19 protein-coding genes are annotated in these 18,790 nt (G+C 39.2%); 12 read left to right on the forward strand and 7 right to left on the reverse strand.

Annotation, left to right across the window (positions count from 1 at the left end; genetic code table 11):
• Window position 1: 1 nt before the first annotated feature.
• The 3 genes from HQN86_RS18085 to gltX form a co-directional block, all read right to left on the reverse strand.
• On the reverse strand, window positions 2–1,126 hold the full coding sequence (locus HQN86_RS18085; RefSeq protein ID WP_048908180.1) for a hybrid sensor histidine kinase/response regulator: 1,125 nt from the start codon (window positions 1,124–1,126) through the stop codon (window positions 2–4).
• A 141-nt stretch (window positions 1,127–1,267) separates the two neighbouring features.
• Window positions 1,268–2,104 (reverse strand): KPN_02809 family neutral zinc metallopeptidase, encoded by an 837-nt coding sequence (ypfJ, locus tag HQN86_RS18090; RefSeq protein ID WP_172662298.1) that lies wholly within the window; start codon window positions 2,102–2,104, stop codon window positions 1,268–1,270.
• Window positions 2,105–2,169: 65 nt separating this feature from the next.
• Entirely contained in the window at window positions 2,170–3,678 is a 1,509-nt protein-coding gene (gene gltX / locus HQN86_RS18095) for a glutamate--tRNA ligase (RefSeq protein WP_172662299.1), read from the reverse strand.
• Between the two features lie 48 nt (window positions 3,679–3,726).
• On the opposite strand from gltX, the gene HQN86_RS18100 reads away from it, so the two are divergent.
• The 6 genes from HQN86_RS18100 (at window position 3,727) to HQN86_RS18125 (ending at window position 8,536) form a co-directional block, all read left to right on the forward strand.
• Entirely contained in the window at window positions 3,727–4,947 is a 1,221-nt protein-coding gene (locus tag HQN86_RS18100; RefSeq protein WP_172662300.1) for a sensor histidine kinase, read from the forward strand.
• Window positions 4,925–5,428 carry a DinB family protein gene (locus tag HQN86_RS18105; protein ID WP_172662301.1) on the forward strand — a complete coding sequence of 168 codons (504 nt, stop codon included), beginning with the start codon at window positions 4,925–4,927 and terminating at the stop codon, window positions 5,426–5,428. Before HQN86_RS18100 ends, HQN86_RS18105 begins: the two co-directional genes overlap by 23 nt.
• A complete protein-coding gene (locus HQN86_RS18110; RefSeq protein WP_172662302.1) occupies window positions 5,425–5,847 on the forward strand; it encodes a hotdog fold thioesterase in 423 nt (140 codons plus the stop codon). The genes HQN86_RS18105 and HQN86_RS18110 overlap by 4 nt, the downstream gene beginning before the upstream one ends.
• Before the next feature lie 160 nt (window positions 5,848–6,007).
• Window positions 6,008–7,165 (forward strand): ATP-binding protein, encoded by a 1,158-nt coding sequence (locus HQN86_RS18115; RefSeq protein ID WP_172662303.1) that lies wholly within the window; start codon window positions 6,008–6,010, stop codon window positions 7,163–7,165.
• Window positions 7,166–7,587: 422 nt separating this feature from the next.
• Entirely contained in the window at window positions 7,588–7,950 is a 363-nt protein-coding gene (locus HQN86_RS26905) for a hypothetical protein (RefSeq protein WP_246269685.1), read from the forward strand.
• A 31-nt stretch (window positions 7,951–7,981) separates the two neighbouring features.
• A complete protein-coding gene (locus tag HQN86_RS18125) occupies window positions 7,982–8,536 on the forward strand; it encodes a DUF2911 domain-containing protein (RefSeq protein WP_172662304.1) in 555 nt (184 codons plus the stop codon).
• A 2-nt stretch (window positions 8,537–8,538) separates the two neighbouring features.
• Here HQN86_RS18125 and HQN86_RS18130 read toward each other — a convergent pair whose 3' ends face one another.
• From HQN86_RS18130 to HQN86_RS18145, 4 genes are all read right to left on the reverse strand, one after another.
• The gene (locus tag HQN86_RS18130) at window positions 8,539–8,919 is read right to left on the reverse strand and encodes a hypothetical protein (protein ID WP_172662305.1); all 381 of its coding nucleotides are present in this window, start codon (window positions 8,917–8,919) and stop codon (window positions 8,539–8,541) included.
• On the reverse strand, window positions 8,910–9,497 hold the full coding sequence (locus HQN86_RS18135; protein ID WP_172662306.1) for an RNA polymerase sigma factor: 588 nt from the start codon (window positions 9,495–9,497) through the stop codon (window positions 8,910–8,912). The genes HQN86_RS18130 and HQN86_RS18135 overlap by 10 nt, the downstream gene beginning before the upstream one ends.
• A gap of 134 nt (window positions 9,498–9,631) precedes the next feature.
• Window positions 9,632–9,955, reverse strand: a complete 324-nt coding sequence (locus tag HQN86_RS18140; protein ID WP_172662307.1) for a DMT family transporter — start codon at window positions 9,953–9,955, stop codon at window positions 9,632–9,634.
• Window positions 9,956–10,025: 70 nt separating this feature from the next.
• Complete coding sequence (locus HQN86_RS18145) at window positions 10,026–10,517, reverse strand: Crp/Fnr family transcriptional regulator (RefSeq protein ID WP_172662308.1); 492 nt, start codon at window positions 10,515–10,517, stop codon at window positions 10,026–10,028.
• Between the two features lie 220 nt (window positions 10,518–10,737).
• Between HQN86_RS18145 and HQN86_RS18150 the strand changes: the two genes are divergently transcribed.
• The 6 genes from HQN86_RS18150 to HQN86_RS18175 all read left to right on the forward strand — a co-directional run bounded on the left by HQN86_RS18150 (window position 10,738) and on the right by HQN86_RS18175 (window position 18,744).
• Window positions 10,738–11,091 (forward strand): DUF6249 domain-containing protein, encoded by a 354-nt coding sequence (locus tag HQN86_RS18150; RefSeq protein WP_172662309.1) that lies wholly within the window; start codon window positions 10,738–10,740, stop codon window positions 11,089–11,091.
• Window positions 11,092–11,365: 274 nt separating this feature from the next.
• Window positions 11,366–11,986 (forward strand): TetR/AcrR family transcriptional regulator, encoded by a 621-nt coding sequence (locus HQN86_RS18155; protein WP_172662310.1) that lies wholly within the window; start codon window positions 11,366–11,368, stop codon window positions 11,984–11,986.
• Window positions 11,983–13,299 carry a TolC family protein gene (locus HQN86_RS18160; RefSeq protein WP_172662311.1) on the forward strand — a complete coding sequence of 439 codons (1,317 nt, stop codon included), beginning with the start codon at window positions 11,983–11,985 and terminating at the stop codon, window positions 13,297–13,299. The genes HQN86_RS18155 and HQN86_RS18160 overlap by 4 nt, the downstream gene beginning before the upstream one ends.
• 21 nt (window positions 13,300–13,320) lie before the next feature.
• A complete protein-coding gene (locus HQN86_RS18165; RefSeq protein WP_172662312.1) occupies window positions 13,321–14,364 on the forward strand; it encodes an HlyD family secretion protein in 1,044 nt (347 codons plus the stop codon).
• Window positions 14,365–14,366: 2 nt separating this feature from the next.
• Window positions 14,367–15,914 carry a DHA2 family efflux MFS transporter permease subunit gene (locus HQN86_RS18170; RefSeq protein WP_172662313.1) on the forward strand — a complete coding sequence of 516 codons (1,548 nt, stop codon included), beginning with the start codon at window positions 14,367–14,369 and terminating at the stop codon, window positions 15,912–15,914.
• Window positions 15,915–16,155: 241 nt separating this feature from the next.
• The gene (locus tag HQN86_RS18175; protein WP_172662314.1) at window positions 16,156–18,744 is read left to right on the forward strand and encodes a phosphoenolpyruvate carboxylase; all 2,589 of its coding nucleotides are present in this window, start codon (window positions 16,156–16,158) and stop codon (window positions 18,742–18,744) included.
• Window positions 18,745–18,790 lie beyond the last annotated feature (46 nt).

Raw genomic sequence — 18,790 nt, forward strand, 5'->3', positions numbered from 1 at the left:
TTTAATCCGTTTCAGTGCCAGAATTTACAGGTAAAATGAAATAAAACTCAGATCCCTCACCAAGTGTACTTTTAACCCCAACTTCCCCGCCATGCCGTTTTATGATTTCGGCAGAGATGAACAGCCCAATGCCCAGACCCTGAAAATGGATTGAGGTTTCTTCCACTCTATAAAATTTATCGAAAACCGATTTTTGCTGGTCCGGGGCAATCCCGATCCCAAAATCCCTTACCCCCACGTACACCTTATCAGCAATCACGTCTACGTGAATATGAATTTCATTTGTACCAGGAGAGTATTTAATCGCATTTGTTAAAAAATTAATAATTACCTGTTCAATCCTCATTTCATCGGCATAAACCTCAATGCCTACTTTCCCTTTCCTAATGATGTTAAACTCAGGATTAGCCTGACGAATAATGTCGATTACACTATCCAGCAGATCATCAATTGCAAAGTCTTTTTTGTTAAACTTAAGTTTCCCGCTTTCGATTTTTGATATATCCAATAAATCGGCAATCAGCTCGTGAAGCTTTTCTAACTGGATTTGTGCTTTCTCAAGATGTTTTTTGACTGTGGGGATGTCTCCCTTTTCTACGCTTCTTCCCAGCAATTGCATGTACCCCTTAACACTTGTTAATGGCGTTTTTAATTCATGACTGGCGATACTGATAAATTCATCTTTTTTACGTTCGGCTTGCTTTCTATATTCTATTTCATCCAGTAATGCCTTTTGAATTTCAATCAGCTTCCTGCTCTGCTCATAGATGCGGTAAAACGTTTTTACTTTTAAAAGCAAAATATCCATATCAACGGGCTTGGTAATGTAATCGAGCCCGCCAGAAGAATAACCCCTGGTAATAAATTTGAGTTCTTTATTTACGGCAGATAAAAAAATTATAGCCGTTTCTTTGGCCTTACTGTACCCTGAAATAGCTTCCGCTACTTCAAAGCCATCCATCCCGGGCATTTGCACATCCAAAATAATCAGGACATATTCATTCTTAAGAACTTTTTTTAAAGCTTCTTCACCTGAGGATGCGGTATCAACTTCAAAATTATGCCTTTCAAGAACCCTTTTTAAAGAGATAAGGTTCTCTGGCGTATCATCTACAATTAATATCATTATTAAAGGGGAATAAGCTTCTAAATAGCATTAGCAAAATAATTTGTATAATAGTTTTGTTCTAAAGTTATACAACTCTTGATAATATTAAGCGTTTAAACTTATATATATATCAAAAAAATTGCAAACCTGCGAGCTTATTTATAATTGTTTTGAACTGAATGTATCCCCTTGGTTAATATCTCCGGTCTCAAATCCCTTCTTAAACCAATACATTCTTTGTGCAGATGTACCATGAGTAAATGCATCAGGAACAACCTCTCCTTGAGCCTGTTTCTGCAATTTATCATCACCTATTGCATTCGCTGCATTTAAAGCTTCGTCAATATCTCCCTCTTCTAATTTAAAGTCTTTTAAGTTTTGAGCATGATGTGCCCATAAGCCCGCAAGAAAATCCGCCTGTAATTCCAGTTTAACAGACAACCGATTGTACTCAACCTCACTTACCTGCCCTCTGGCCTTTTGCAATTTATCAGAGATACCCAACAAATTCTGAACGTGATGGCCTACCTCATGAGCAATTACATAAGCTTGTGCAAAATCACCGGCGGCACCAAATCTGTTTTTTAGATCCTGATAAAAGGACAGGTCAATATATACTTTATGATCTCCCGGACAATAGAATGGACCAACCGCCGAGCTTGCATTTCCACAGGCCGACTGTACCATATTGGTAAACAAAACCATTCTTGGCTTTTCGTATTCCTGTCCCAGGCTTTGAAATTGCTGTTCCCAGACTTGGTTTGTCGACTCAAGAACGCCATCCACAAACTTACCTTCCGCATCAGTCGGGTCTCCTTGTTTACCCTCAGATTGTGTCACATTATTTACAGGCAACTGGCTAACCAGACCTGTCAAATCTTTTCCGAAGAGAAGACCTAAAACTACAATGATAATACCAACGCCACCACCAATGGTGCCGCCACTCATACCCCTTCTATCGTCGATATTACCACTTCCTTTTCCGAACCACTGCATATAATTATTTTTTAATTTGATAAGACAAGAATCCGAGACAATTGTCATACCAAATTACAAAATAATTAGTTAAACGCAGTCAATGCATTCTTTATTCTTTGCACAGTTTCAGCTGCCCCTAAAACAAGGGCAATATCGAATACGCCGGGACCGAATTTACCACCAACAAGCATTATTCTAAGTGGCAGCATTAGTTCCCCCGGTTTAAATTGATGTGTGCCAGCTAATTCTTTAAATTTCTCTTCTAACTCTAAAGCAGTAGCATTATCGGTTACCAATAAAGTATAGGCATCAAAAAATGCAGCCTTCTCTGCTGTCCACTTTGGTTTTACCGCAGCCAGGTCATATTCAGCAGGGGCCACAAAAAAGTAAGTGGCCTGAGTAACAAAGTCGCTCAACAAATTACATCTATCTTTAACCAAATCAATTACTTTCAGCAAATAAGCATCATCTTTAACCATAACACCTTGATCCGCAAATGCTGCTTTTACTGTAGGTAATAATTTTTGGGCATCAGCATTTTTAATCCATTCATGGTTATACCACTTGGCTTTTTCGAAATCAAATTTTGCTCCGGCCTTGCTTATACGTTCAACCGAGAACTTATCAATTAATTCTGCTAAAGAAAACAATTCCTGATCTGTACCATCATTCCAGCCAAGCATTGCCAATAAATTCACAAACGCTTCAGGCATAAAACCAAGTTCTTTAAACCCTTTGGTTAAATCACCGGTTTTTGGGTCAGTCCAGTTTTGTGCATAAACCGGGAAGCCTAATCTGTCGCCATCACGCTTACTTAGTTTTCCGTTCCCATCTGGTTTTAATATCAGTGGCAAATGAATCCATTGAGGCATTATATCTTCCCATCCAAGGTAACGCCACAACAAGATATGTATTGGAGCAGACGGAAGCCACTCCTCGCCTCTAAAAATATGACTGATTTCCATTGCCTTATCATCTGCAACAACGGCTAAGTGATAAGTAGGCATCCCATCGGCCTTTAATAAAACTTTATCGTCAACTAAATTTGTATCAAAACTTACATGCCCCCTAATCAGATCTGTAAAAGAAACCAGTTCATCTTTAGGCATTTTAATACGCACAACGTGCCGGGTATTATTGGCCAAAAGTTCAGCTACTTCATTTTCGCTAAGTGTGAGGGAATTGCGCATCCCTTCGCGTGTTGCTAATCCGTAAGTAAAATTAGGAATCTCCTTACGTTTTGCGTCCAGTTCTTCCGGGGTATCAAAAGCATAGTAAGCATAGCCATCAGCAATTAACTGATCCGCATACTGTTTGTAGGTTGCTTTACGTTCACTTTGACGATACGGCCCAAATTCCCCACCTTTTTGCGGGCTCTCATCTGGCGACATCCCACACCATTCCAAACAAGAAACGATGTATTCTTCTGCTCCCTCAACAAAACGCGTCTGATCCGTGTCTTCAACACGCAAAACAAACGTTCCGTTATGTTTTTTAGCGAACAGATAATTAAACAAAGCGGTACGTACACCACCTAAATGCAGCCCTCCTGTCGGACTAGGGGCAAATCTTACTCTTACTTTCTTTTCCATAATAACACTGCAAAGATATATTTTTGTAATTTGCATTTTTCATATTCTATGAATCCTTACGAGAAAAAACGACGATGGAAGTTCTTTTTGCTGTTCTTTGCCATTATTATTGGAGCAGCATCTGTTTTCTACAGCGACTTCTTTGTTAAAAAAATGGAGCGGGAGGAGCAATTACAGCTTCAACTCTATGTAAAAGTAACAGAGCAGTCACTGGTTATGTACGATGATGACCGCTATACCAGTTTGATAGAACTCATCAGAACCAATACCAAGCTTCCGGTTATCATGACGGATTCTACAAAGATGGAAATCCTTAGTTTTCAGGGGCTGGATTCGACTAAAACAAACTACGATCTCGAAAAAAAGACAAACGTTACTTACGATCCTGCCTATTTCGCACGTGAATTAAGAACCATGAAAAAACAGCATCCTCCTACTCCAATTACAGGGTTGGATGGCACCCGATGGTGGATTTTCTATAAAGATTCGCCTACCCTAACACAGCTTCGTTACTTCCCTTATATACAATTGGGGGTAATTGCCCTATTCCTGCTTACAGCATATGTAGCTTTCAGTTCTGCTCGTAAGGCAGAGCAGGATCAGGTATGGGTGGGTATGGCTAAGGAAACAGCACATCAGCTGGGCACCCCCATATCGTCGCTCATGGCCTGGGTTGAACTGATAAAATCGAGATTCGATGCAGAAGACGATCCGCTCATTGCCGAAATGGAAAACGACATTAAACGCCTTGAAGTAATTACCGACCGTTTTTCAAAAATAGGCTCCAAACCAATAGTAGAAGACCACGTGGTATACACCGTTATCTATAATTTTGTAGAGTACTTTAAATTGCGCACATCAGACAAGATCATCTTTACCATTAACGGCGATGAGCAGGTGCGTGCATTATTGAACGTTCCATTATTTGATTGGGTAATAGAAAATTTGCTTAAAAATGCAGCCAACGCCATCGAAAACGAAGGCACAATTACCATAAATATCATAGAAAATCTGACCAAAGAAGAGGTCTTTATTGATGTAACCGATACCGGAAAAGGAATTGCAAGATCTAAATTTGATGCCGTTTTCCAACCCGGCTATACAACCCGAAAACGGGGATGGGGCTTAGGGCTATCTCTAACCAAGCGCATTATCGAGAACTATCATAGCGGACAAATATTCGTTAAAGAATCTGAATTAGGTAAAGGCACAACATTTCGTATCGTTTTAAAAAGCAGTATAACTTATGAACCGACCTCAAACACATGAGTACCCCGCCTGGGCTGAAACATACATTAAGCTTGTAGGCGAAGATGTAATTGAATTACTGGAAAAACAAGCCATCGAATTTCCAGATTTTATAAACTCGTTGATAGAAAAGGCAGATTACGCCTATGCCCCCGGAAAATGGACCATCAAAGAATTGATCGGCCATATCATTGATACTGAGCGTGTATTTGTATACCGGCTAATGTGCTTTGCCCGCGGAGAACAACATGCACTTCCCGGCTTTGAAGAAGATGATTATGTAGCAAACGCTCATTTTTCAGATAGAAGTCTATTGAGCCTTTCTGAAGAATTTGCGCATTTACGTAAGTCGAATCTTTATTTAATTAAGTCGTTTACAGAAAGAGAGCTTAACAGAAGCGGAACGGCTTCTGAAAGACAAATCACGGTAAGAGCAATCCTTTTTGTAATGGCAGGCCATATTATGCATCATGTTGGTATTATTAAAGAAAGGTACTTATGATCTGGTTTACAGAATTTTCACCGGCAAAGCTAAATAACCAGCCCAAAAATCACATGGGAGGCTTTTTAGATATACAGTTCACCGAAGTGGGCGAAGATTTTTTAACAGCAACCATGCCGGTTGATGAGCGCACACACCAGCCTGCCGGAATTTTACATGGCGGGGCTTCTGTCGTGCTGGCCGAAACCCTTGGCAGTGTTGCTTCCTATATGTGTATTGATCCGGAAAAGTATGTGGCTGTAGGTTTAGAGATCAATGCAAATCATTTGCGCCCGGTAAAAAGCGGCCTTGTAACCGGGATTTGCAAGGCCCTGCATATTGGTGCAAAAACCCATGTATGGGAAATCAAGATTTATAGCGACAAAGGCAAAATGAATTGTGTAAGTCGGCTTACTGTGGCAATCATCAATAAGCCTTGAAAAAGTTGATTACAAAAAAGGCAACAGAATATGTTGCCTTGTGAATAATTCTATAGAGCATCTATTTAGGCTCAAAACAGAAGCCATGCAAATTCAAAATAAATCTCATGCAAATTCAAAATAAAATACATGTAAATTCAAAATTACCGTATATTTGATAATGGAAAAATTCATTACACGACAGATTTCCAGACATATACATCTGCAAAAAAATAAATTCCCAATCATCGCTTTAACTGGTCCCAGGCAGTCAGGGAAAACTACATTATTAAAAGAATTATTTCCTGAATATCGCTATATATCATTAGAAAATCCAGATATACGCGCCTTCGCAACAGATGATCCTATTGGATTTTTAAACCTATATAACCAGCATGTTATTTTTGACGAGGTGCAACGCGTACCCCAACTTTTTTCTTATATACAAGGTATCGTAGACGACAGTGGACAAATGGGTCAATTTATCCTATCAGGCTCTCAAAATTTTCACCTGTTAAACAGTATCACACAAACGCTAGCCGGACGGGTAGCTCTATTTAAACTTTTACCATTCGATTTTTCTGAATTAAAAAACGCTGGTATCCAGAAAAATTCCTATTCTCAAACAGCGGTTAAAGGATTTTATCCCGCTATTTACACCCGAGAAATCGATCCTGTAGTATTTTACGCCAATTACATCCAAACCTATATAGAAAAAGACGTAACCGAGTTGTTAAATATCCGCGATTTAAACCTTTTCCGTACATTTATTGGTTTATGCGCGGCTCGTGCTGGGCAACTGTTAAATATTAGCGCGCTGGCTAACGAATGTGACATTTCGCAACCTACCGCAAAAGCATGGCTTTCTATTCTCGAAAGCAGTTATATTACATTTCAGCTACAGCCTTATCATCAAAATTTCAATAAACGTCTGGTAAAAAGTCCTAAGCTTTATTTTTATGATACAGGTTTACTTAATTACCTGCTAGGCATCAGAACACCAGAAGATTTTGAACAAAACAGACTCAAGGGCAACCTTTTCGAAAATATGATCATTGCCGAATATCAGAAGAAAAACAATCATCAATATCTCCATCAGGATTATAACTTCTGGCAGGCAAGTAATGGTAGGGAAGTAGATTTATTAATAAAAACACACAATGGCTTTGACATTTTTGAAATCAAGGCAACTCACACCATTTCTGCCTCTTTATTTAAAGAGTTAGATTATTTTGAAGAATTAACGACTGGATTATTTATCAAAAAGCACTTAATTTATGGTGGTGATGAAGATCAGAAACGTACTAAATATGATGTAATCAGCTGGAGAAATACTTAGTTGTATTCTTTAGCGCCATGTTCCCTTCCTGGCGAACTACAACATACTACCTAAATTATTTTCCATCAAAAACGGAATAGACAAGGGAACCTGACCCCTGTCCACTTATTAACTAACATTCCGTAAGAGGACGGAAAGATCTTTATATTATAACAGCAATATTTATCCTCCGCATCCCAATTATTGAGATAAAATTAATCTGGATTCGAAATTTAATGCGGTAATATAGCTCCGTATGCGGAAGTTTATGCTCAGAACGAATCGTAAGATTTTTACTCCTATATCTCTGTATCTTTGGTATGGCTCCAGGCAACCCCTGCATTTTTTTCCAATACCGGTTATAAATAGCAGTAAACACAACTTGGTCTCCAGACTTCAATAAGCCTGAGAGCTCCTGATCAGAATAATTACTGTAAATAGCCATGAAAAATAAGTCCCTTTCTGTAAAGCGATACAAACTCCCGCACATAAAGGGTATTTACATCTGCTTCGTATCAGATTGGGATCTGCTTAGGAGAAAAGGTGCCTTTTGCCCAACAATTAGAGATAAATTATACACAGATAAAATAAATCAATATCTTTGCGGCCTAAGTATTTTAACAATGACTGAACAAGAAAACAACAACAGTTTTGACTGGGTTTACTACATTTTAGGTATGTTTTTTGGAATTTTAACAGCCTTTATCATTTCCGGAAGTTTTGGGTATGCAATTCTTGGCGGTATCGTCGGTTTTATTTTTGGTGCCATTTTCTTAAACGGAATCGTTAAAGGCCGCGAATATTAAACTACATTTTTCTTTACTACACCTTCTCCCTATGAAGAAAATAATGCTTTTTGCTCTGTTTGCAATATTTGCCGGCAACACAATGGCGCAGGATGTAAAATTCCCGGCTATTGATTCGAGCCCTGCTGATATTGCTTATTTCCCTTTAAGTGTTGCAAAGGCGAAGGACGATTCTAAACCATTAATCAAAGTCGTCTATTCTCGCCCTTCAAAAAAAGGTCGGGAAATTTTTGGTGTACTTGAGCAATTTGGCAAAGTATGGCGTGTAGGTGCAAATGAATCGACAGAAATTAAATTCTATAAGACCGTAGTTATTGCCGGCAAGAAGATAAAAGCTGGTTCTTATAGCTTATTTGCCATCCCAAATAAAGACAACTGGACACTTATCATCAATAAACAGACTGATAAATGGGGCGCTTTTACTTATAATCAGGAAAAAGATTTGGTAAGAGTTGATGTTCCGGTAAAAACGCTAACCAGCACGGTTGAGTCACTGTGTATTACTTTTACATCACAGGAAAAGGGCGCTAATTTAATTATTGCCTGGGATAAGACCTTTGTGGAACTCCCTATAGAAATAAAGTAGTTTTATTGAAGGCTCTTGCCTTTTTTTCTTCTCAGGATACTATCGAAATAGATCAATGCAATAACTACATCTATAAACAGGAAAGCAGTTAAAAAACCGGGAGTCAAGGTTTTGTCAACCGCCCCGGTTAGGTCAATTTTAACTTTAGGCAGTTCGTATGTAACAGTGCTATTGGCTATTGCATATATAAAAACCCCCGCAATGAACGCTCCAAAAATAGCAGCTATACCATAAATAATTCGATTATCTACCCGTGTCTTTAGAGCTACAGGTTGCTTTTCAAGCTTTATCTGCTCCATCACGTTACGAGTAAAAGACATTGATGGCTCTTCCATCTCCATGCCTTTCAGTAACCTGGTTAATTCTTCGTCTTTTAATTCCATAACAATTCCTTTACCTCGTCTTTTAATAAAAATTCTAACCGCTCTTTTAGTCGCGCCCTTGCTCTGTGCAGCCTGACTTTAACTGTATTTGCCGGCATATTTAGCGCCGCCGCAATTTCTTCTAAACTTTGTTCGCCCTTATAAAACAACGTAACTATCGCGATATCATCGTTAGAAAGCGTAGAAATTGCCTCATCAAGATATTTGTTTGTAGATTTCCTTTCGGCCAGGTTATCACTCAAATCAGATTTATGTCCTTCCAGCTCCAGTTCATTTTCATTTCCGTGTATTGATTGTGTATCAATTCGCTTTTTCCGTAAAAAAGACATAGCCGTAGTATAAGTAATGGTATACAACCATGTAGAAAATTTAGACGTTTGCTTAAAGGTACCTAAGGCTTTGTATGCCTTTACAAAGCAATCCTGAGCAATTTCTTCTGCATCTTCCCTGTTTTTAGCAAAACGTATAGCAAGCGTAAATACAAAGCGCTGATGGCGTTTTACCAATTCCGAATAAGCGGAGGTATTACCCATCAGGACTTCTGCAATTAGGTCTTGATCTGTTTGCTGTTGCTGCATATACAGCTATGACGCCGAGGTAGGCCTGCAGGTTACAACAATTGATAAAAACTAATGGCTTACATTGGCCGTGATCTCCTTTGGTTAATCAAAGGAGATGACGAAGGTTGCTGCACCACACTTAAGCCCAAAACCTAATGGCTTCCAGCAAAGAATTTTAACCCCAGAATAGACCCAATTAGCGTTGCGATAAAAAAGATGCGCCAGAAATTGGCAGGTTCCTGAAAATACAATATTCCAACTATTACAGTTCCTACCGCTCCTATACCTGTCCACACTGCGTATGCCGTTCCCATTGGTAAAGTTTGAGTGGCTTTATTTAGGAAGTAAAAACTTAACGAAATACAAACAGCAAAAGCCAAACTCCATTTAAAGTTGGTAAAGTTATTGGATAGCTTTAAACAGGTGGTAAATCCAACCTCAAACAATCCGGCAATTATTAAAATAATCCAGCTCATAATTTTTTTTTCTGCAAAATTAGGCCGAATTAACAGGCCATTTTTTTACAAATGTTAAAAAATGAGTTTGCTATTTTATTTCTGCACGGATTCGGCTAAGCGTAACCTGGGTAACGCCAAGGTAAGAAGCAATATATCCCAGTTGGATTCTTTGGATCAAATTAGGTGAGTTTTTTAGCAACTCAGCATAACATTCTGACGCCGATTTAAATAATCTGGAAATATAGCGTTCTTCGAGCTTAATCAGCTCAAGCTCTGCCAGCTTTCTGCCCCAGTTTGCAAGGTCTATATTTTCCAAAAATAAGCGTTGTAAGGCTTCATCTTTAATTTCATAAAGAGTACTGTTCTCTAACAATTCTATGCTCTCGTAGCCCGGCTGTCCATTTATATAGCTGTTATAGGAAAACACAAAATCGCCTTCAAGGCCAAACCAAAAGGTGATCTGGTTATCCCTTCCTTCGCAATAAGCACGCGCAATGCCTTTCTGGATAAAGTAAGCCGAGCGGCCTATATGTCCCGCTTCAACTAAAACCTTATTTTTTGGCAGCGCTATCTTATGCATTTCACCAAGCAAAAGCTTAAGACTATGGGGCTTTAGCGGATAAATGCTGTTTATTTTTTTTATAAGCTCATCCAATGTATCTCAAAATTTAAATAAAGATAAAATAACAGCGACAAACATTTTTTTAAAATCTGTGTAACCTGAAATATTTTGATGTAGTCATAGCACACAGAACACAGATTCAAAACAACAGAATATTTAAAATATAAAATAGAATAACATGGGACCAGAATTAGTATTTATATCGCTTTTTGTTTGCACAACAGCAATGGTTTTTGGCATAAGATACATGTCTAACAAAGAAAAAATGGCAATGATAGAGCGCGGAATAGATCCGGGAATTGCCCGATCAAGGCAAAGCGCCCCTACTCCTTTTTTGAGTTTAAAATTTGGATTACTGATGGTTGGTTTAGGATTGGGTATACTAACTGCACTATTTTGCGTGCTGCAAGCAGGTATAGATGATGAAGAGGCTGTAGCAGTATATTTTGGATCAATCTTCATTTTTGGAGGCCTGGGGCTAATTGTATCTTATGTTGTAGAGAAAAAATGGCTTGATCAGCACAACAACTAAAGTTACGGTAAGAATGTTTTTAGAGAGCCTGCTCATATTTGAGCAGGCTTTTATATTTTGTATCGCACAATTCGTCATCTCGAACGCATGTGAGAGATCTCTTGAACCTGCATAACCAAGAGATCTCTCACATGCGTTCGAGATGACGGAAAGAGTGGAGGATACAACGACATGTGCTGACTTTTGTCAACCCAAAGTCAACAAACATTTTCTATATAAAATTAGATATAAATTAATCAATCGATTGATTAATTTTGCCTCACAATTTGATTACATGGAAAAAGCAGATAAGAGATCGAGTATTCTGGAGGCAGCTTCAAAGCTGTTTGCTGAATTAGGATATGAAGGTGCCTCAACCCGTCAGATTGCGAAAGAGGCAGGCGCAAATATGGCTATGATTAACTATTATTTTGGGTCAAAAGAAGGCGTATTCGTTGAAATGATGAATAACCGGATACAGGGATTCAAAGAGGAACTGAATAGCATTAGCAAAGACCGCCTATCGGGAATGGAAAAACTGTTAAAAGTAGTTGATGGCTATGCCACACGCATACTTTGCAATCACACTTTTCATAAAATGATGCATAGAGAGTTGTCTTTATCTCAAAGACCAGAAATGTTCATCACCATCAAAAATGCAATGGCCGAAAATCTGTTGGTTATCCAGCACATTATTGAAGATGGAATTGAAGATGGAAGCTTTAAAAAAGTGGATGTAAAAATGCTTATCGCTACTGTAATGGGAACCATAAGTTATGTAGCCATCTCCCCTTCTAAAATAACATCAGGAACTACGCTCGACATCAACAACAAAGAAGACCGAAAAATCATCACAGATCGTTTAATTACCCATTTAAAGGATCTCATCACTATTTATCTAACACCCCAACAATGATACGCAACACAATTAAATTAAGCCTTGTGGCTTTTCTGCTCCCTGGAATGCTATATGCCCAAAACATAAAAAAGCTAAGCCTACAGGAAGCAATTGAGTTAGGCATAAGTAACAGCAAGAATTTAAAACTATCACAAAGTAAAATTGATGAAGCTGTTTCTAAACTCGCATCAGTTAAAGACAACGCACTGCCTACAGCCAGTGCTTCCTTTTTATACAACCATGCCGAGATCCCCACTAATAAATTAAGCATTGGTGGTGCAGATCCAATTAATTTACCCAACAGAGCAGATGCATTTATAGGAACTGCCGCGGTGGAACAATTAGTATACGGAGGGGGTAAATTAAGGTATGCAGAAGCATCAACAAAATTGCTTACCGATGTTGCCCGTTTAGATGCCGATAAAAACAAAGAAGAAGTTAGCTACGCAGTAATAAACACTTACTATTCGTTGTTTAAAGTATTGCAAAGCAAAAAAGTAGTCGCCCAGAATCTGGAATCTATTGCCGGACAATTAAAGCAATCGCAGCGCTTTTTTGAGCAGGGAATAGTAACTAAAAACGATGTTTTAAGGTTTCAATTACAACAAGCCAATGTTTCGCTAACCGAAATGGAGATCGAAAACAACAGGAAAGTAATTAACTACAACCTGGATATTTTATTAGGGCTGGATGAAAACACGGAGATAGAAATTGCTGATCCGGATAATGCTTTAAAACCGGTTTCGCCATTAACATCATATATCGATTTGGCCTTATCCAACCGTCAGGAACTAAAGCAGGCCGATTTGCAGAATAAGGTTGCTGATATGAACATCAAATCCATTCAGGCAAATACAATACCTACAGTTGGTGTTGGGGCAAACTTGTACTACATTAACCCAAGCGGGAAATTTATCCCTCCAACCAATCAGTACATTGTACCAATGACGCTTGGAGCCAATATTTCATGGAATATCGGAAGCTTATGGACCAATAAAAACAAAGTAACCGAAGCTCGCATTCAACAGAAAAATGTAGGTATCCAAAAAGATATTTTATCAGATCAGGTGAAAACGGAGATCAACAAAAATTATCAGGATTATCAACTGGCTTTAAATAAAATAAAAGTGCTCGAAACTTCTATTGCACAGGCTACTGAAAACGACAACTTACTGGCTTCGAAATACAAAAACAATGTTGCCTCAGCCATCGACCGCATTGATGCAGAAACGTTGCTTTACCAAGCCAAAATCAATTTAGAATTAGCTAAAGCAGATGCCGGACTGGCCTACTATACGCTATTAAAATCAACAGGAAAAATCGCCCAATAACTACCATAACAAATTACAGCAATGACAACTGAAAAGAAAAAGAAAAACAAAGTTATACCAATCATATTAGGGGTATTAATTGTAATTGGAGCCATATTTGGCACCAAAGAGTATATTTACTACAGCAAACACGTTGATACGGATGACGCACAGATTGATGGAGACATTAGCCCGGTAGTTGCACGTGTTGGAGGCTATGTAAAGGAAATTAAATTTGAAGAAAACACCGCTGTAAAAGAAGGCGATATCTTGGTTAAGCTTGATGATAGCGATTACAAAGTAAAGCTTGAGCAGGCCATGGCCGGACAAAAAGGTGCCAGTGCTGGCGTGGGTGTTTCTGAATCACAAATTGCGGCCACTGCAGCAAATACAAGTACTGCAAGGGCTAATATTGAAGAGGCAAGAGTTAAATTATCATTAGCCCAAAAGGATTACGATCGTTATGCAAACCTGATTAAAGATGGCTCTATTACCCAGCAGCAATTTGACCAGGCTAAGGCGCAAAAAGAATCGGCCCAAGCTGCATTTACTGCCGCTAACGACCAATATACTGCCGCAGTTAAGCAGGTTGGTACTACTCAGTCGCAGTTAGCAGTAAGCAATACTGGAGTTAGCCAGCATCAGTCGGAAGTTGATTTTGCTAAATTGCAGCTATCATATACCGACATTAAAGCACCGGCAACAGGAATTGTTTCTAAAAAGAATGTTCAAAAAGGGCAGCTGGTACAGGCCGGTCAGTCTTTGTTTTCTGTTGTAAATGATAACAGTATTTATGTTACTGCTAACTTTAAAGAAACCCAGCTTGAAGAAATCAATCCCGGGTTAAAAGTTAAGGTAGAGGTTGACGCTTATCCGGATGCCGATGTACAGGGAGAGGTTTACAATTTTGCGCCTATTACCGGTGCAAAAGGCTCTTTGTTACCTCCCGACAATGCTACAGGTAACTTTGTAAAAGTAGTACAACGTGTGCCCGTAAAAATAAAAATCACTAAAGCACCTAAAGAGATCATGGCAAAATTACGCCCTGGTATGAGTGTTAAGGTTTCTGTTTCTATAAAAGACTAAAAATGGCCGAGAAAGGTTTAAAAAAGTGGATAATAACCTTTACAGTGATCACAGCTTCCTTACTGGAGCTGATTGATACCACTATTGTAAACGTTGCTATACCCCAAATACAAGGTAACCTGGGGGCCACCCTAGAGGATGTTGCCTGGCTATCTACCGGCTACGCTGTAGCTAACGTAATCGTATTGCCTATGTCGGGATGGCTGGGTAGTCGTTTTGGCCGTAAAAACTATTTCCTGTTCTCTATTATACTTTTTACCGTTGCATCATTTCTTTGCGGAAATGCAACCAACCTCGAAGAGCTGATCCTGTTCCGTATATTACAGGGGCTAGCCGGAGGAGGCTTAATTTCAACTGCTCAGGCCATATTAATTGAGACCTGGCCACGAGAAGATGTTGGTATTGCCACAGCCTTGTTTGGATTGGGCGCCGTTGTAGGGCCTACTGTAGGGCCAACAATTGGTGGTTATTTGTTAGAGATCAGTTCATGGCCGTTAATTTTTTATGTAAATATTCCCGTCGGCATCCTGGCTGCCTATTGTACCTATATGTTTGTTCGAGAGACACCTAAGGATGGAAAGGGTATGCCTGTAGATTGGTGGGGTATTGCATTACTTGCCGTTGCAGTTGGAAGTTTACAGACCGTATTGGAAAAAGGCGAAAGTGAAGACTGGTTTGCCACCCCTTACATCACAGCACTTGCAGTTACATCTGTCCTTGGCTTACTGCTGTTCATTTGGAGGGAGCTGAGCACCGACCACCCTATTGTGAACTTTAAGATTATGCGCCACAGGAGCTTTTCAGTGGGTATGTTTACCTCGTTTATCCTGGGCTTCGGGCTTTATGGGTCCGTTTTCGTGTTCCCTGTATTTTGCCAGAATTTACTGGGCTTCTCGCCTCTCCAAACGGGCGAATTGTTGTTCCCTGGTGGTTTATGTACCATCGTGATGATGCCATTTATTGGGATTTTCCTTAAAAAAGGCATTCCGGCTCAGTTTATGGCAACCATCGGGATGTTCCTCTTCTTCGTATTTTGTTCTATGCTGAGTAAATCTACCCTGCAATCAGGCACCAATGATTTCTTTCTTCCTTTAATGATAAGGGGTGTTGGTATGGCATTATTGTTTGTACCGTTAACCACTTTGGCCATTCAGGATCTGAAAGGTGCCGAGATTGGACAAGGCTCTGGTTTGAACAACATGATGAGACAACTTGGCGGTTCATTTGGCATCGCTGCATTAACTACTTTGATACATGTTCGCCAGGGTTTTCACCGCAGCAATTTACTCATAAACATTAATGAATATAACCCTGCATTTACCGATCGTTTTAATGGCTTTATAAAGAATTTTATGGCCAAGGGATATAACTATTTAGACGCAAAAGCTTTGGCCGCAAAGGCCGTTGAAGGTGTGGTTACAAAACAGTCATTACTGCTCACTTATAGTGATGCATATTGGGTGGCGGGACTGATCCTTTTATGTTCAATTCCGCTGCTGTATCTTCAAAAGTTCAAAAAGAATGTTGAAGTTCCGGCAGACTTACACTAAACAAAACAGCCGTTAAGATTTTCTTAACGGCTGTTTTACCCCAAAAAATTAACAATTAAATTGCTTCATTTATTGCGTTTCCGCCCTCAAATCAGCACATAAGTTTAAAAGGATTTGTTTAACCTCTATGGTACTAAGTTAGTTTTTTTTGCAAAAAAATCAAAATTAAATTAATAGCACTTTGGGGTCTTTTTTTTGAATCATTTTTGGTAGCTTAAGCGCGAAAAAATACCCTTTAAATATGATGCAGAAACAACGCGCAAAAGGTCAGAGAGAATCAGTATTTAACAACGAAGTAGTATCCAGATTTGAACTCTATAACAGCCTTTTCCTTACCCTTCCTTTTTACAAGATTAAAGATACCGGCACACTGTTGCCATTATTTATAAAATACTGTGAAGATGGTGTAAATAACCATGAAACTCCGGCAGAAATTATTAATGCTTTTTTCAAGAAGTATACGCAAAATAACGGAGCTAAGGACGTGATTGATCTTCTGTTCAGATTTATCCAATATATTGAGCGCCAGGTGGTGTTATTTGATGCTGTTGAAGATGCATCTTTTAACAAACTTAATGCTTCTGATGAGCATAATGCATTGCTTTCTTATCTAAAAAAAGGAATTGATGACAGCTCTTTAAATCAGAAAATAGAAAAACTGATTGAGGAATTCTCTTTAAGACTTGTTTTAACCGCACACCCAACTCAATTTTATCCCGGAAGCGTATTGTCTATCATCACAGACCTTACCGCAGCCATTAAAATTAACGACATCACCAGCATCCACCTTTTGCTTCAGCAATTAGGTAAAACGCCATTTTTCAATAAAAAATCACCAACCCCGGTTGATGAAGCGCTAAGTTTAGCATGGTACCTCGAAAATGTGTTTTATTTTGCTGCAGCAAATATCCAATCGGAAATAGACAAAAGCCTGAACGATTACAGCCTTGACTCTAAAAAGATTATAGAATTAGGTTTTTGGCCGGGTGGCGATAGAGACGGTAACCCTAATGTACATACCGAATCTACCGTGCAGGTATCAAAAATGCTTCGCCAGATCTTGTTCAGATGCTATTACCGCGATTTTAGAAACCTAAAGAGACGCATCACCTTTAGAGGTGTGGATGAGCCTATCGCGATAGTTCACGATGTATTATACAAAAATGCATTTGATCCGAATATTGAAATGGAAAACATTTCAGACTTTCTGATCGAACACCTGAATAAAATTAAAAACACACTGATAGATAGCCACGACGGCCTGTTTGCCGATATCGTTTCTGACCTGATCCGTAAGGTTGAGCTTTATGGCAGTCACTTTGCCTCGCTTGATATCAGACAGGACAGCAGGGTATTAAGAGACGTGCATGCCTATTGCCGACAAAGTAAACCGATCAATTCTATGTTCCCTGAGAACTACGACAGCTTATCGGAAGAAGAAAAAATCAAGACCCTTTCCTTTAAAAGTGCCAGAGTATCGCATAGCGATAAGGCCGATTCATTGGTTCAGGATACGCTTCAAACCATTACTGAAGTGAAACAAATACAGCAAAGCAATGGAGAACTTGCCTGCCACCGATTCATTATCAGTAATTGCCAGCAAGCGAGCGATATTTTGCAACTCATAGAGCTTTTCTTATGGAATGGATGGGAAGAAGATGATCTTTCTATTGATTTTGTTCCGCTATTTGAAACAGTTCATGACCTTGCTGATGCGGCTACAATTATGGAAACCTTGTATTCTCATCCGTTTTACAAAAAACATTTAAAGAAAAGAGGGAACAAACAAGACATTATGCTGGGCTTCTCTGACAGCACGAAAGATGGTGGTTATTTAATGGCAAACTGGTCCATTTTTAACGCCAAGGTTGCTTTAACAGAAACGGCAAACAAACACAATATTCAACTTGCATTTTTTGACGGTCGCGGTGGTCCGCCTTCAAGAGGTGGAGGTAAAACGCACCGTTTCTATGCCTCTATGGGTAAAGAGATTGCTAATAAAAACATCCAGCTTACCATTCAGGGACAAACAATCAGTTCTCAGTATGGGTCTATAGACAGTGCCGAATTCAACATTGAACAATTAATAAACGCAGGTATTTCTGCGGGTATTAAGGAGAGACATAATATTTTATTAGATCCTGTTCATAAAAATCTTTTGGATATAATGGCGCAGGAAAGTTATGAATCATTTGTAGCCCTGCGTAAGCATCCATTGTTTTTAAGTTACCTGGAGAAATTCTCGCCACTTACTTTGTTGTCTAAAATTACCATCAGCAGCAGGCCGGTAAAAAGAAATTCTGGTGGCGCATTAAAACTGGAAGACCTGAGAGCGATAAGCTTTGTTACTGCATGGAGCCAGCTTAAACAGAATATTCCAGGATTTTATGGTATGGGTACGGCATTAAAAAGCCAGGAAAAAGCAGGAAACTGGGATAAGGTTGTTAAAACCTATCAGGAATCCGGCTACTTTAAAACCATCATAGACAACTGTATGATGTCTATGAGCAAGTCTGACTTTGCTGTTACGGCTCATTTTATAAACGACAAGGAATACGGTGCTTTCTGGAAGATTCTTTTTGATGAATTTACGCTTTCTAAAGAGATGCTTTTAAAGTTGGCGGGTCATGAGACACTAATGGAGAATTATCCTGTAGAAAAGCGCTCTATTGCCGTTAGAGAGAAGATCGTACTGCCTTTGGTGCTTATCCAGCATTACGCTTTAGAACAGCTACAGAACGAAATTACAGAGGAAGAAAAACAATCATATGAGAAGCTTGCCATCAGAACGGTATATGGCATTGTAAATGCCGGACGTAACCTGGCATAAGATGGTCCCGTCATCTCCTTTGATTAACCAAAGGAGATGACGGGCG

Source organism: Pedobacter panaciterrae, from assembly GCF_013204795.1.
GTDB lineage: Bacteria > Bacteroidota > Bacteroidia > Sphingobacteriales > Sphingobacteriaceae > Pedobacter > Pedobacter panaciterrae.

Excerpts from the sequence above, each read along its gene's own strand:
- HQN86_RS18155 (WP_172662310.1), top strand. The coding sequence starts at position 11,366 with ATGGAAAAAGCAGATAAGAGATCGAGTATTCTGGAGGCAGCTTCAAAG.
- HQN86_RS26905 (WP_246269685.1), top strand. The coding sequence starts at position 7,588 with ATGAAAAATAAGTCCCTTTCTGTAAAGCGATACAAACTCCCGCACATA.
- HQN86_RS18140 (WP_172662307.1), bottom strand. The coding sequence starts at position 9,955 with ATGAGCTGGATTATTTTAATAATTGCCGGATTGTTTGAGGTTGGATTT.
- HQN86_RS18115 (WP_172662303.1), top strand. The coding sequence starts at position 6,008 with ATGGAAAAATTCATTACACGACAGATTTCCAGACATATACATCTGCAA.
- HQN86_RS18150 (WP_172662309.1), top strand. The coding sequence starts at position 10,738 with ATGGGACCAGAATTAGTATTTATATCGCTTTTTGTTTGCACAACAGCA.
- HQN86_RS18125 (WP_172662304.1), top strand. The coding sequence starts at position 7,982 with ATGAAGAAAATAATGCTTTTTGCTCTGTTTGCAATATTTGCCGGCAAC.
- HQN86_RS18100 (WP_172662300.1), top strand. The coding sequence starts at position 3,727 with ATGAATCCTTACGAGAAAAAACGACGATGGAAGTTCTTTTTGCTGTTC.
- HQN86_RS18135 (WP_172662306.1), bottom strand. The coding sequence starts at position 9,497 with ATGCAGCAACAGCAAACAGATCAAGACCTAATTGCAGAAGTCCTGATG.
- ypfJ (WP_172662298.1), bottom strand. The coding sequence starts at position 2,104 with ATGCAGTGGTTCGGAAAAGGAAGTGGTAATATCGACGATAGAAGGGGT.
- HQN86_RS18165 (WP_172662312.1), top strand. The coding sequence starts at position 13,321 with ATGACAACTGAAAAGAAAAAGAAAAACAAAGTTATACCAATCATATTA.
- HQN86_RS18130 (WP_172662305.1), bottom strand. The coding sequence starts at position 8,919 with ATGGAATTAAAAGACGAAGAATTAACCAGGTTACTGAAAGGCATGGAG.
- gltX (WP_172662299.1), bottom strand. The coding sequence starts at position 3,678 with ATGGAAAAGAAAGTAAGAGTAAGATTTGCCCCTAGTCCGACAGGAGGG.
- HQN86_RS18175 (WP_172662314.1), top strand. The coding sequence starts at position 16,156 with ATGATGCAGAAACAACGCGCAAAAGGTCAGAGAGAATCAGTATTTAAC.
- HQN86_RS18170 (WP_172662313.1), top strand. The coding sequence starts at position 14,367 with ATGGCCGAGAAAGGTTTAAAAAAGTGGATAATAACCTTTACAGTGATC.
- HQN86_RS18105 (WP_172662301.1), top strand. The coding sequence starts at position 4,925 with ATGAACCGACCTCAAACACATGAGTACCCCGCCTGGGCTGAAACATAC.
- HQN86_RS18145 (WP_172662308.1), bottom strand. The coding sequence starts at position 10,517 with ATGCATAAGATAGCGCTGCCAAAAAATAAGGTTTTAGTTGAAGCGGGA.
- HQN86_RS18085 (WP_048908180.1), bottom strand. The coding sequence starts at position 1,126 with ATGATATTAATTGTAGATGATACGCCAGAGAACCTTATCTCTTTAAAA.
- HQN86_RS18160 (WP_172662311.1), top strand. The coding sequence starts at position 11,983 with ATGATACGCAACACAATTAAATTAAGCCTTGTGGCTTTTCTGCTCCCT.
- HQN86_RS18110 (WP_172662302.1), top strand. The coding sequence starts at position 5,425 with ATGATCTGGTTTACAGAATTTTCACCGGCAAAGCTAAATAACCAGCCC.